Raw genomic sequence first — 12276 nt, forward strand, 5'->3', positions numbered from 1 at the left:
GACGATCACACTTCCCATCGTCTCATTAGCGCCCGAAAGCGCAAAAAATGAACAATTGATAAACCCCTTCTACAGTTAAATCAGGAGAACACGGCGGGAGGGGAAAATGGCGCTGTATACGATAGGCGAAGTGGCTCAGCTTTGTGATATCAATCCCGTGACGCTGCGAGCCTGGCAGCGACGTTATGAACTTATTAAACCGCAGCGCACCGATGGCGGTCATCGATTATTCAATGACAATGAAATTGAGCGTATTCGCGAAATTAAGCGCTGGATTGATGCCGGCGTACAGGTCAGCAAGGTAAAAAACCTGCTACCTGACCGCGAAGAGGATGCTGAAGACGGCTGGCGCGAACAGCAGGAGATATTGCTCGGTTTTCTACAGGAAGGTCATTACCAACGCTTGCGCCTATGGCTAAAAGAGCGCAGCCACAGCTATTCCGCGCAAACGCTGGTCCATTACCTGATTAATCCGCTCCGCCACCGCCTGTTAAGCCCGCAGCCAACGCTACTGGCGCTGCGCAGCCTGCTCGACGGCATCTTGATCAATCATATCGCCCAATGTCTCGCCCATGCCTGGAAACGCCCCGGCCATCACGCGGTGGTGGTTGGCTGGAATACCGATGACACCACCCGACTGTGGCTGGAGGGCTGGAAAGCCTGCGAGCAAGGTTGGCGGGTCGACGTTGTCGCACATTCCCTGAACCAGATCCGTCCGCAACTGTTTCCTGACAGCACCCTACTGGTGTGGTGCCCCACACCGCCAGGTAGTCCACAGGCAGCACAGCTTCGCGATTGGGAACAGCGGGAAAACCTGATCTGGCTAAATAGCAATTAATGTTTCGTTAACACCAGCGCTTCACCGTATAATCCCTCCGTTAACAAAAGGAGCCTATCATGAAGCCTGCGAAAATCGCGGTCATTACCCTCTTCTTATGCATGGCCATCGGCGGGATCGGCGGCGTGATGCTAGCGGGTTACTCGTTTATTGTTCGCGGTGGTGTCGGCTGACCCACTGGTTTAGCCGTTCGAAAAAGCGATCGATGATGATCGCCGCCAGCGCTACCAGCAGCGCCCCCTGCAGCACGTAAGCGGTATTAAAGCCGCTGAGGCCGATAATAATTGGCGTGCCGAGCGTGTTGGCGCCCACCGTTGAGGCAATGGTTGCCGTACCAATATTGACGATGACCGAAGTGCGGATCCCGGCCAGCATGACCGGGGCCGCCAGCGGCAGCTCCACTTTGCACAACCGCTGCCAGCCGCTCATCCCCATCCCCTCGGCAATGTTCAATACCCCAGGCGATATCGAACTTAATCCAGCCAACGTCCCCTGCAGCACGGGCAATATTCCGTACAGCGCCAGCGCGATAAGCGCCGGTTGCCAGCCGAAGCCCATCACCGGTACCGCAATCGCCAGTACCGCCACCGGCGGAAATGTCTGTCCCATGGCGGCAATGGTCTCCACCAGTGGACGAAACTCTCGTCCGGCGGGCCGGGTGACGATAACCCCGGCCCCGATACCGATAACCGTTGCGACAAGGCTTGATAACGCCACCAGCCAAAAATGCGCCAGCGTCAGCGCCAGAAAACTCTCCTGCTGATAAACCGGGCGCGGCAGTTCCGGAAATAGCCAGCTAAACAGCGGCGCGCTATGGGGCAACACCAGCAGCAGCGCGATAAACAGCGCCACCAACCACAGCAGCGGATCGCGAAGCGCCTTCACGCCCCACCTCCATCACGTAACAAATCAGCAAAGTGCAACGTACCGCACGCTTCGCCCTGTTCATCAACCACCGGCAAAACGTCGCGACGGTGAGCGACAAACTGCGACAACGCCTCGCGCAACGTCATTGAGACGTTTAACGCATCGCCCGCCAGCCGCTCATCCCGGCGTAAATAATCCCCGACGCCGCGTAGCGAGAGCAGCCGCACCCCTAGTTCACTGCGGCCAAAGAAGGTTTCGACAAAGGCGTTCTTTGGCTCCAGCAACATCTGTAACGGCTCTCCCTGCTGCACCACTTCGCCGCCGTCCATCAGCACCAGATGATCCGCCAGGCGTAGCGCTTCATCGATATCATGGGTGACGAGCACAATCGTGCGCCCAAACAGACGATGAATGCGCAGCATCTCCTGCTGCAGTGCTTCGCGGGTCACCGGATCCAGCGCGCCGAACGGCTCATCCATTAACAGCACCTCCGGGTTGGCCGCCAGCGCCCGCGCCACGCCGACGCGCTGCTGCTGGCCCCCGGAAAGCTGATGCGGGTAGCGATCGCGTAGTAGAGGCTCCAGGCCTAATAACGCCATCAATTCATCAACCCGCTCGGTAATTTTTGCGCGCGGCCACTTTTGCAACTGCGGCACGGTGGCGATATTTTGCGCCACCGTCCAGTGTGGAAACAGGCCAATTGACTGAATGGCGTACCCCATACGGCGGCGCAGCGCCAGCAATGGCTGTCGACGGATATCCTCGCCGGCGAAGCGTATCACTCCGCTATCCTGTTCTACCAGTTGGTTAATCATCTTCAGGGTGGTTGATTTTCCGGAGCCGGAGGTACCAATCAGCACCGAAAACGCCCCCTCGCGCAGATGCAGGTTGAGATCTTTCACCGCGGGTTGCCCGGCAAAGGCTTTATTCACCCCGTCGAACTCAATCATGCGTTTCTCCTTTTAGTAACGCGCTCCACAGTGCAAACACGGCATCCACGACTACCGCCAACGCAATCGTCGGAATGACGCCCAGCAGCACCAAATCCAGCGCGCTGCTGAGCAGCCCCTGAAACACCAAAGCGCCGAAGCCGCCCGCGCCTATCAACGCCGCTACCACCGCCATACCGACAGTCTGTACGCTGACCACCCGCAGGCTGCGCAACAGGACCGGCAGCGCCAACGGTAACTGAACCTGGCGAAAACGCTGGGAGCCGTTCATTCCCATTGCGGTTGCGCTTTCCAGCGCCTCGCGTGGTACCTGTTGCAGCCCGGTCACCACCCCGCGTACCAGCGGCAATAACGCATATAGCACCAGTGCGATTAGCGCCGGCGCCAGGCCGGTTCCGGAAATGCCAATTTTGCCCAGTAGCGGAAAATGGCGCGTCAACCCGGCCAACGGCGCGATCAACAAACCGAAGAGCGCCACCGAAGGAATAGTTTGAATCACATTAAGGAAGGTAAATACTGGCGCCTGCCAGTGCGGTCGCCGCCAGAGGGCGAAGCCTATCGATAGACCCAATAATAATCCGGGCAGCAACGTCCCGAACAACAACCACAGGTGCTGACGCAGCGCGTCATTAAAGACATCCTCACGGTTAGCATATTCTTTCAGCAAAGAGAGTTGATCGAGCGCCCCATGCCACAGCAGCAGGCACGGTAGCAGCCAAAGCTGCGCATTCAGTAGCCAACGCCATAAAGCGTGCGGAGTCAGGCGGCGGATAGTATCGCTGGCGAGTAGCAGACATAGCGCCAGCGAAAGCCATAATCCGCTTCCGGGAGAGGTACGCGCCAGCGGGGAGCCCTGTTGCACCAGCTGAAGCGCGATGTCTCCGGCGCCCCACATTAGTAGTGGCAGGAGCAAATCGGCAATAAGCAGGCTAGCGAGCAGCGCCAGACGGCCTGGGATCCAGCACAATAACAACAGCAGCAGCGCGCCCGCCAGCTGCGCCGCCGCCAGCCACGGCATCTGCGTCCATAGCCAGCGCGCTTCACCGGAAAGCAGACGATTAGGGGCATAAGTGACAAATGGCAGCGCCGTCACGGCCAACAGCAGTAGCGTGAGCAGCAGCGCCACGCGGTTATAACAACGAATAGTCACTCGTATTTACTTCAGCAGCCCTTTTTGTTGCAGGTAATCGGCGGCTACGCTCTTCGCGTCACGCCCTTCAACGGCAATGCTGGCGTTTAATTTCTGCAACGTTTTTTCATCGAGGCTGGCAAACACCGGTTCCAACCACTGCGCCATCTGCGGATACGCCTTCAGCACCGCTTCACGCACAACCGGCGTCGGGGCGTAAATAGGCTGTACGCCTTTTGGATCGCTCAGGGTTTGCAGCCCCAAAGCCGCTACCGGGCCATCGGTGCCATAGGCCATCGCCGCGTTTACGCCGGAGGTTTGCTGCGCCGCCGCTTTAATGGTCACCGCGGTATCGCCGCCCGCCAGCGACAACAGCTGATTCTGATTGAGCTTAAAGCCATAGGCTTTTTCGAACGCCGGGAGAGCATCGGCGCGCTCGATAAACTCCGCGGAAGCCGCCAGTTTAAAATCGCCGCCCTTCTGTAGATAGGCGCTAAGATCGGCCAATGAAGCAAGATGATTTTGCTCCGCCACTTCCTGTCGCACCGCGATAGTCCAGGTATTATTGGCGGGAGCCGGGGTCAGCCAGACCAGCTTGTTTTTTTCCGCGTCCAGCTTTTTAACTTTTTCATAGCCCTGTTTGGCGTTTTTCCACGCCGGGTCATTTTCATCTTTAAAGAAGAAAGCCCCGTTGCCGGTGTATTCCGGATAGATATCCAGCTCACCGGCGGTAATCGCTCCGCGAACCACCGGCGTGGTGCCAAGCTGGACTTTATTGACCGTTTTCACGCCGTGGCTTTCCAGTACCTGCAAAATGATATTGCCGAGCAGCGCCCCTTCCGTATCGATTTTCGAGCCCACTTTCACCGGTTCCGCCGCCTGCAGCGGCAGGCTGACCAGCGCCACTAGCGCCAACGCGCCTGACCATTTCGTTGCCATCATCCTGCTTCCTTCTCTTCTTTTGCGCTCCGTTTACAGAAGCTTAAGAGAAAAGCGTAGTCCATTTGGCCGGCGAACGAAAAAAAAAGGCCGATTAATCGGCCTTTCAGGAGTAATACCCGGTTTATCCCCTTTCACAGGGCTATCGATTACAGCAACTCAAATTCGCTCTGCTTAACGCGGGCGGAATCCACCCCAATAAAGACGTTGAATTTGCCCGGTTCAGCAACGTATTTCATCTGCTGGTTCCAGAATTTCAGCGCTTCAACATCAATCGGGAAGCTGACGGTTTGCGTCTCGCCCGGCTTGAGATTCACCTTCTTAAAGCCGCGCAGCATTTTCACCGGGCGGCTCATCGACGCGGTCACGTCCTGCAAATAAAGCTGGATCACCGTCGCCCCTTCGCGCTTGCCGGTGTTGGTCACCTGCACGCTGGCGGTCACGCTGCCGTCGCGCGGCATCGTTGGCGCCGACATTTTAACATCCGAAACGCTGAAGGTGGTGTAGCTCAGGCCATAACCAAATGGATACAGCGGGCCATTCGCTTGATCAAAATAACGCGAGGTGTATTTATTGGGCTTTTCCGGATTATACGGACGGCCGGTATTCAGATGGCTGTAGTAGGTCGGGATCTGCCCCACCGAACGTGGGAAAGACATCGGCAGCTTACCGGAAGGGTTGTAATCGCCAAACAGCACATCGGCGATTGCATGGCCGCCTTCAGTACCGGCAAACCAGGTCTCCAGCAGCGCATCCGCCTGCTGATCCTCTTTCACCAGCGCCAGCGGACGCCCGTTCATGAGCACCAGCACCAGCGGCTTACCGGTCGCTTTCAGCGCGCTAATCAGATCGCGTTGGCTTTGCGGCAGGGTGATATCGGTCCGGCTGGAAGCCTCATGCGCCATGCCCTGCGCTTCACCCACTACCGCAACAACCACGTCGGACTGTTTCGCCGCCGCCACGGCTTCATCGATCATCTCCTGCGGCGAGCGCGGATCGACCTGCACCGCTTTCTCATACAGGTTAAGGAAATCGACAATGCCTTTATCGTCGGTAACGTTAGCGCCTTTGGCATAAATCACTTTGCCTTTATCGCCCAGCGCTTCTTTAATGCCGGTCAGCACGGTGACCGACTGATCGGCCACGCCCGCCGCCGACCAACTGCCCATCATGTCGCGCTTGCTATCCGCCAGCGCGCCTACTACGGCGATCGTGCCGGATTTTTTCAGCGGCAGCGTATCGAGACGATTTTTCAGCAGCACCAGGCTTTCTCGCGCCACTTCACGCGCCTCTTTACGATGCAGACGGCTTTCGGCGTTGGTGTCCTGCGGGTCGGATGCTTTCGGCCCCAGATGGCTGTACGGATCGTTGAACAGCCCCATATCATACTTGACGTTGAGCACGTGGCGGGTAGCGTCATCCAGTTCGGCCATCGTCACCTTACCGGATTTCACCAGCCCCGGCAGATATTTGCTGTAGTACTCATCGCTCATGCTCATGTTGATACCGGACTTCAGCGCGACGCGCACCGCGTCTTCCGGGTCGGAGGCGACACCGTGTTTAATCAACTCTTTGATGGCGCCATGGTCGGAAACGGTGATGCCTTTAAAGCCCCACTGGTCGCGCAGGACGTCTTTCAGCAGCCAGGAATCGGAAGTCGCCGGCGTACCGTTGAGCGAGTTTAGCGCCACCATCACCGCGCCGCTGCCGGCATCGAGACCGGCTTTATACGGCGGCATGTAGTCGTTGAACAGGCGTTGCGGGCTCATATCGACGGTGTTGTACTCTTTGCCGCCTTCAACCGCGCCGTAGGCGGCGAAGTGTTTAACGCTGGTCATCACCGAATAGCGGTCTGCCGGGCTCTTACCCTGCATCGACTCCACCATCGCTTTACCCATCACGGTGGTCAGGTAAGTATCCTCGCCAAAACCTTCGGAGGCGCGGCCCCAGCGTGGGTCGCGAGAGACGTCGACCATCGGCGCCCAGGTCATATTGAGACCATCGTCAGCCGCTTCATAGGCCGAGATACGTCCGACGGTATTCACCGCGTCGAGATTAAAAGAGGAGGCCAGGCCGAGGCTTATCGGGAAGACGGTACGCTGGCCGTGCAGCACATCGTAGGCGAAAAACAGCGGGATCTTCAGGCGGCTTAGCTGCATCACCTGATCCTGCATCACGCGGATATCAGGCCGGGTCACGGTATTAAAAATCGCCCCTACCTGACCGTCTTTGATCATTTCCCGGATCGCCTCTTTCGGGTTATCCGGACCGACGCTGATTAGGCGCAGCTGACCGATTTTTTCATCGACCGTCATTTTTTTCAGCAGTTCGCTAACAAACGCATCTCGCGCCTCAGGCGTCAGCGGATGGTTACCAAACAGTTCATCCGCCAGCGCGGGTTGCAGCGCCAGGCTCACGGCGACGCCAACAGTACACAACCATTTCATTATTATGTATCCCTCTTTGATTCGGTGCTAATAGCCCAGCGAAAACGCAGCAAAAACCGCAGTTTGCCATATATATAAACAACGCGCCCGTAGAATGCTAAGGTTCTTATCTGATTTATAGAAACATTCATACACCAAATTGTCATACAAAGCGGTATGCTAACAGCGATATAGCTTTTCTGTGCCCACAAGGAGTGAATCATGTCATCTGCAACAACAATAAATAACCCTCCCTTTTTGGCGGAACTGGCGCGGCTGGTTGGCTCCTCGCATCTGTTAACCGATCCGGCGAAAACCCAGCGTTACCGGAAAGGTTTCCGCTCCGGCCACGGCGATGCGCTGGCGGTGGTGTTCCCCGGTACCCTGCTTGAATTATGGCGAGTGCTCAGCGCCTGCGTCCAGGCTGACAAAATTATCCTGATGCAGGCGGCGAATACCGGCCTCACCGAAGGCTCCACCCCAAACGGCAATGATTACGATCGCGAAATCGTCATTATCAGCACGCTGCGTCTGGATAAGCTGCACCTGCTGGATAAGGGTGAGCAGGTACTGGCCTACCCTGGCACCACTCTCTATTCACTGGAAAAAGCGCTAAAACCGCTGGGCCGCGAACCGCACTCGGTGATCGGCTCTTCCTGCATCGGCGCATCCGTCATCGGCGGTATCTGTAACAACTCCGGCGGATCGCTGGTGCAACGCGGACCGGCCTATACCGAAATGTCGCTGTTCGCGCAGATTGACGCCGACGGCAAACTGAAATTAGTCAACCATCTGGGAATCGATCTTGGCTCAACGCCGGAGCAAATCCTGAGCCGCCTCGACGATGACCGTATCAACGATGCCGACGTGCAGCACGATGGCCGCCACGCCCACGATCACGATTACGTCACCCGCGTGCGCGACGTCAACGCCGATACCCCGGCTCGCTATAACGCCGACCCGGACCGCCTGTTCGAATCCTCCGGCTGCGCCGGCAAGCTGGCGGTCTTCGCCGTCCGTCTCGATACTTTTCCGGCGGAAAAACGCCAGCAGGTGTTCTATATCGGCACCAATCAGCCGGAAGTGCTCACCGAAATCCGCCGCCACATCCTCGCTGAATTCAATAATCTGCCGGTGGCCGGTGAATATATGCACCGCGATATTTACGATATCGCCGAAAAATATGGCAAAGACACTTTCCTGATGATCGATAAGCTCGGCACCGACAAAATGCCGTTCTTCTTCACCATGAAGGGGCGCACCGACGCGATGCTGGAAAAAGTCTCCCTGTTCAAGCCGCACTTCACCGACCGCTTTATGCAGAAGCTCGGTCACGCCTTCCCGGCGCACCTGCCGGAGCGCATGAAAACCTGGCGCGATAAGTACGAACATCATCTGCTGCTGAAAATGGCCGGCGACGGCATCGAAGAAGCGCAGAAGTGGCTTACGGAGTATTTCCAGCAGGCCGAAGGCGATTTCTTTGTCTGTACCGCGGAAGAAGGCAGTAAGGCATTCCTGCACCGCTTCGCCGCCGCCGGCGCGGCGATCCGCTATCAGGCGGTACATGCCGACGAAGTGGAAGATATTCTGGCGCTGGACATCGCCCTGCGCCGCAATGACACCGAATGGTTCGAACATCTGCCGGCGGAAATCGACAGCCAGCTGGTGTACAAGCTTTACTATGGCCACTTTATGTGCCACGTCTTCCACCAGGATTACATCGTGAAGAAAGGGGTAGACGCGCACGAACTGAAGGAAAAAATGCTGGATCTGTTGAAAGCGCGCGGCGCGCAGTACCCGGCGGAGCACAACGTCGGCCATCTGTATGAAGCGGCGGAGAGTTTAAAACGCTTCTATCGCCAGAACGATCCCACCAACAGCATGAATCCGGGGATCGGCAAAACCAGCAAACAAAAATACTGGGGCGAGGCGCAGAAGCCGACGGAAGCACAATAATCGTCAACCAGGACTGTTCAGCCGCGGGGCTTCTGTATTACGCTGCACGCCGGAGAAAAAGACTCTCCGGCCAATTAGCTTGAGGAGCCCCCATGTCCGCCAAGGATAAGTTACAAGACGCCGACTTAGAGATCCGCGAAGCGTTGCCTGATGACGCGCATGCGATTGCCGCGCTGTACGTCTGGCACGTGCTTAACGGCCGCGCCTCGTTTGAAGAGATCCCGCCTACCGTCGACGAAATGCGTAAGCGAATCAAAACCGTGCGCGATAACGGGCTTCCGTGGCTGGTCGCGCTGTGGCGCGGCACCATTGTCGGCTACTGCTACGCCACCTTTTACCGCCCTCGCCCGGCCTATCGCTATACGCTGGAGGAGTCGATTTACGTCGAGTCCGGCATGGGCGGGCGCGGCATCGGCAGCGCGCTGCTGACGCGTCTCATCGCGCAATGTGAACAGGGGCCGTGGCGGCAGATGCTGGCGATTATTGGCGACGGCCACAATAACGCCGCCTCGATTGCCATTCATAAGAAATTTGGCTTTACCGTTACCGGACAGCTGCGCAGCGTCGGCTATAAGATGGGCGACTGGCGCGATACCCTAATCATGCAGCGCCAGCTTGGCGACGGCGACTGGACGTTACCGGAGTGATATCAAAATTCCCGGATTGCGGCGCAATCCGGGGGAAGGACAAATTAATCGTTCTGCGCGGTCTGCGTGCCGCCTTTCAGCATCGCTTCCGCCATCTGCGCTTCACGCTGCTTTTTATAGCTCAATGCTGACGCCGGAACCGGCATCACCTTACCGGTTTCAATCCAGGTCCGTAACCGGCTGGCGTCGGCGAAGTGGGTATATTTGCCAAACGCGTCCATTACCACCAACGCTACCGGGCGTTGATTAATCACCGTACGCATAATCAGGCAGTGGCCGGCGGCGTTGGTAAAGCCGGTTTTGGTCAACTGAATATTCCAGTTATCGCGATACACCAGATGGTTGGTATTGCGGAACGGCAAGGTATACGCCGGATGCGCAAAGGTGGCGGTATCTTCTTTGGTGGTGCTTAGCTGGCCGATCAGCGGATATTGTTCGCTGGCGATCAGCAGCTTAGTCAGATCGCGCGCCGTGGAGACGTTATGCACCGACAGGCCGGTCGGCTCAACATAGCGTGTGTGGGTCATACCCAGCGCCTGCGCTTTGGCGTTCATCGCGCGGATAAAAGCGTTATAACCGCCAGGATAGTGGTGCGCCAGGCTGGCGGCGGCACGGTTTTCCGAAGACATCAGCGCCAGCAGCAGCATATTGCGGCGGCTGATTTGGCTGTTAAGTCGTACGCGGGAATAGATACCTTTCATCTCCGGCGTCTGGCTGATATCAACGGTCAGCATTTCGTCCAGCGGTAAATGCGCATCCAGCACTACCATAGCGGTCATTACTTTGGTGATCGACGCCATCGGGCGCACCAAATCGGGCTGGCTGGCGTAAATGATTTTCTTGGTCGCCAGATCGACGATCATCGCGCTACCGGAAGCGATATCCGGCTGTGAAGCGGCGGTTACCGCAGTGGTTTTTGCTATCGCCTGGGGCGCAAAAGGCACAGCCAGCAGCAAAGTCAGGCTGAGCAAAGAAATTCGAAAATTCGGCATCATGGGCATTCTGAAAAGTATTTTTGCACGTTATAGAACGTACGCCGCGGCGTAAAGTGAGCTACGCCGCTGGCAAACGCCATCATACCGCGTCATAACGCCCTGAGGCCAATAAGAATCGTGAGTAAATGCTGCATTGCCGACATAATTATTCATTTCTGCCGGCAATGCATTTGATTAGAAGAGTCGGTACCCGTAGCCCCACAGCACGACGGTGATCGCCAGCAGCACTTCCAGCACCAGCACCCCGATAGCCAGGGTTGAGCTGGCGAAGCTGAGCCCCTCTTCCTTATTAATACTCAGGAAGGTCGGAATACCCAGATACAACAGATAACCGGTGTAAAACAGCGCGATGGTGCCTATCAGCGCGCACAGCCATACCAGCGGATAGAGCGCCACGATCCCGCTTAAAAATAGCGGCGTCGCGACGTAGCCGGCAAAGACCATACAGCGTTTCAGCGACGGCTGCTGCGGATAGCTTCTGGCCATCCACCAGATCACCCGCCCCATCACCGCCACCCCCGCTAACATCACGGCGTAAAACAGTACCGCTAATACCAACCCGGTCATCAGCGAGAGCTTAATCACCGTACCGTCGCCGAAGTTCCAGCCGAGCTGCGTCGTACCGATAAAGGCGCAGATAACCGGAACCGCCGCCATCACCAGCACATGGTGCGTGTAGTGGTGCGAAACGGTCTCATTTTCACTCTTGATCACGCTCATCTCTTGATTAGGATGAGCGAAGAGTCCCCAGACATGGTTCATAGCGTCCCCCTTGTCACGGCTTCGTACAGCACTGATCCAAGTATAATTCACTCTGTAGATTATTTTGTGTACAGCGATAAAAATCCGCTTCAGCGCGTTTTAATCATCAGGGTGTATGATTAAGGGACTGGTAAGAGTAGGAGTTTATGTTTATATGGATATCAATCACCTGATTTCCCAATACGGCTACGCGGCGCTGGTTATTGGCAGCATCGCAGAAGGTGAAACCATCACCATCCTTGGCGGCGTGGCGGCACATCAGGGTCTATTGAAGTTTCCTTTGGTGGTCATCGCCGTGGCCCTGGGCGGCATGATCGGCGATCAGCTGTTGTATTTCCTTGGACGTCAGTTCGGCGGTAAGCTACTGCGCCGCTTCTCGCGGCAGAAGGCGCGCATCCGTAAAGCGCAGCGCCTGATTCAGCGCCATCCCTATCTGTTCGTTATCGGCACCCGCTTTATGTACGGCTTTCGGGTTATCGGCCCGGTCTTGATCGGCGCCAGCCGCTTGCCGCCAAAAATATTTCTACCGCTGAATATTTTTGGCGCCATCGTTTGGGCGCTGATTTTTACTACCCTTGGCTATCTTGGCGGCGAGGCGATCGGCCCGTGGCTGCACCATCTCGATCAGCACGTTAAACACTGGATCTGGCTGATCCTCGTAGTGGCGCTGGTGGTCGGGGTTCATCTGTGGCTGAAACGCCGGGAAGCGAAAAGAAAAGAGGAAGATACAGAGGATGATAATCAATAGCGGCGCCGCGCGCCGCTAT

At 56.8% G+C, this 12276-nt stretch carries 11 protein-coding genes and 1 pseudogene; 5 read left to right on the forward strand and 7 right to left on the reverse strand.

Going from position 1 to position 12276, the window contains the following annotated elements; all coding sequences use genetic code 11:
• The first annotated feature begins 106 nt into the window (after positions 1-106).
• Together ABLV07_RS05760 and ABLV07_RS05765 are read left to right on the forward strand one after the other, a co-directional pair.
• Positions 107-838, forward strand: a complete 732-nt coding sequence (locus tag ABLV07_RS05760; protein WP_015365744.1) for a MerR family transcriptional regulator — start codon at positions 107-109, stop codon at positions 836-838.
• A 59-nt stretch (positions 839-897) separates the two neighbouring features.
• Complete coding sequence (locus ABLV07_RS05765; protein WP_015365743.1) at positions 898-1011, forward strand: protein YohO; 114 nt, start codon at positions 898-900, stop codon at positions 1009-1011.
• Here the strand turns inward: ABLV07_RS05765 and ABLV07_RS05770 are convergent.
• The 5 genes and pseudogenes from ABLV07_RS05770 to bglX all read right to left on the reverse strand — a co-directional run bounded on the left by ABLV07_RS05770 (position 986) and on the right by bglX (position 7170).
• Positions 986-1723, reverse strand: coding sequence for an ABC transporter permease (locus tag ABLV07_RS05770; protein ID WP_015365742.1), 738 nt, complete (start codon positions 1721-1723; stop codon positions 986-988). The genes ABLV07_RS05765 and ABLV07_RS05770 overlap by 26 nt on opposite strands.
• Positions 1710-2655, reverse strand: a pseudogene (locus tag ABLV07_RS05775) (ABC transporter ATP-binding protein); the annotation flags it as partial. The gene ABLV07_RS05770 and the pseudogene ABLV07_RS05775, both read right to left, overlap by 14 nt.
• Entirely contained in the window at positions 2648-3805 is a 1158-nt protein-coding gene (locus ABLV07_RS05780; protein ID WP_110916248.1) for an ABC transporter permease, read from the reverse strand. The pseudogene ABLV07_RS05775 and the gene ABLV07_RS05780, both read right to left, overlap by 8 nt.
• Before the next feature lie 6 nt (positions 3806-3811).
• On the reverse strand, positions 3812-4726 hold the full coding sequence (locus tag ABLV07_RS05785; RefSeq protein WP_020078301.1) for an ABC transporter substrate-binding protein: 915 nt from the start codon (positions 4724-4726) through the stop codon (positions 3812-3814).
• 146 nt (positions 4727-4872) lie between these two features.
• A complete protein-coding gene (gene bglX / locus ABLV07_RS05790) occupies positions 4873-7170 on the reverse strand; it encodes a beta-glucosidase BglX (RefSeq protein WP_015706093.1) in 2298 nt (765 codons plus the stop codon).
• A gap of 201 nt (positions 7171-7371) precedes the next feature.
• On the opposite strand from bglX, the gene dld reads away from it, so the two are divergent.
• Positions 7372-9105 (forward strand): D-lactate dehydrogenase, encoded by a 1734-nt coding sequence (dld, locus tag ABLV07_RS05795; protein ID WP_058676197.1) that lies wholly within the window; start codon positions 7372-7374, stop codon positions 9103-9105.
• Positions 9106-9197: 92 nt separating this feature from the next.
• On the forward strand, positions 9198-9752 hold the full coding sequence (locus ABLV07_RS05800; protein ID WP_015706095.1) for a GNAT family N-acetyltransferase: 555 nt from the start codon (positions 9198-9200) through the stop codon (positions 9750-9752).
• 44 nt (positions 9753-9796) lie between these two features.
• Here the strand turns inward: ABLV07_RS05800 and pbpG are convergent, their stop codons facing one another.
• Both pbpG and ABLV07_RS05810 read right to left on the reverse strand, forming a co-directional pair.
• The gene (gene pbpG / locus ABLV07_RS05805; protein WP_161798740.1) at positions 9797-10747 is read right to left on the reverse strand and encodes a D-alanyl-D-alanine endopeptidase; all 951 of its coding nucleotides are present in this window, start codon (positions 10745-10747) and stop codon (positions 9797-9799) included.
• A gap of 174 nt (positions 10748-10921) precedes the next feature.
• Positions 10922-11509 carry a Yip1 family protein gene (locus ABLV07_RS05810; protein WP_015365733.1) on the reverse strand — a complete coding sequence of 196 codons (588 nt, stop codon included), beginning with the start codon at positions 11507-11509 and terminating at the stop codon, positions 10922-10924.
• Positions 11510-11663: 154 nt separating this feature from the next.
• On the opposite strand from ABLV07_RS05810, the gene ABLV07_RS05815 reads away from it, so the two are divergent.
• The gene (locus tag ABLV07_RS05815; protein ID WP_015365732.1) at positions 11664-12257 is read left to right on the forward strand and encodes a DedA family protein; all 594 of its coding nucleotides are present in this window, start codon (positions 11664-11666) and stop codon (positions 12255-12257) included.
• The last annotated feature ends 19 nt before the right edge of the window (positions 12258-12276 follow it).

Source organism: Klebsiella sp. CN_Kp097, from assembly GCF_040064495.1.
Taxonomy (GTDB): Bacteria; Pseudomonadota; Gammaproteobacteria; order Enterobacterales; family Enterobacteriaceae; genus Klebsiella; species Klebsiella aerogenes.

Coding starts and splice junctions, on each gene's coding strand:
- ABLV07_RS05760 (WP_015365744.1), top strand. CDS start 107: ATGGCGCTGTATACGATAGGCGAAGTGGCTCAGCTTTGTGATATCAAT.
- ABLV07_RS05765 (WP_015365743.1), top strand. CDS start 898: ATGAAGCCTGCGAAAATCGCGGTCATTACCCTCTTCTTATGCATGGCC.
- ABLV07_RS05785 (WP_020078301.1), bottom strand. CDS start 4,726: ATGATGGCAACGAAATGGTCAGGCGCGTTGGCGCTAGTGGCGCTGGTC.
- bglX (WP_015706093.1), bottom strand. CDS start 7,170: ATGAAATGGTTGTGTACTGTTGGCGTCGCCGTGAGCCTGGCGCTGCAA.
- dld (WP_058676197.1), top strand. CDS start 7,372: ATGTCATCTGCAACAACAATAAATAACCCTCCCTTTTTGGCGGAACTG.
- ABLV07_RS05800 (WP_015706095.1), top strand. CDS start 9,198: ATGTCCGCCAAGGATAAGTTACAAGACGCCGACTTAGAGATCCGCGAA.
- pbpG (WP_161798740.1), bottom strand. CDS start 10,747: ATGATGCCGAATTTTCGAATTTCTTTGCTCAGCCTGACTTTGCTGCTG.
- ABLV07_RS05810 (WP_015365733.1), bottom strand. CDS start 11,509: ATGAACCATGTCTGGGGACTCTTCGCTCATCCTAATCAAGAGATGAGC.
- ABLV07_RS05815 (WP_015365732.1), top strand. CDS start 11,664: ATGGATATCAATCACCTGATTTCCCAATACGGCTACGCGGCGCTGGTT.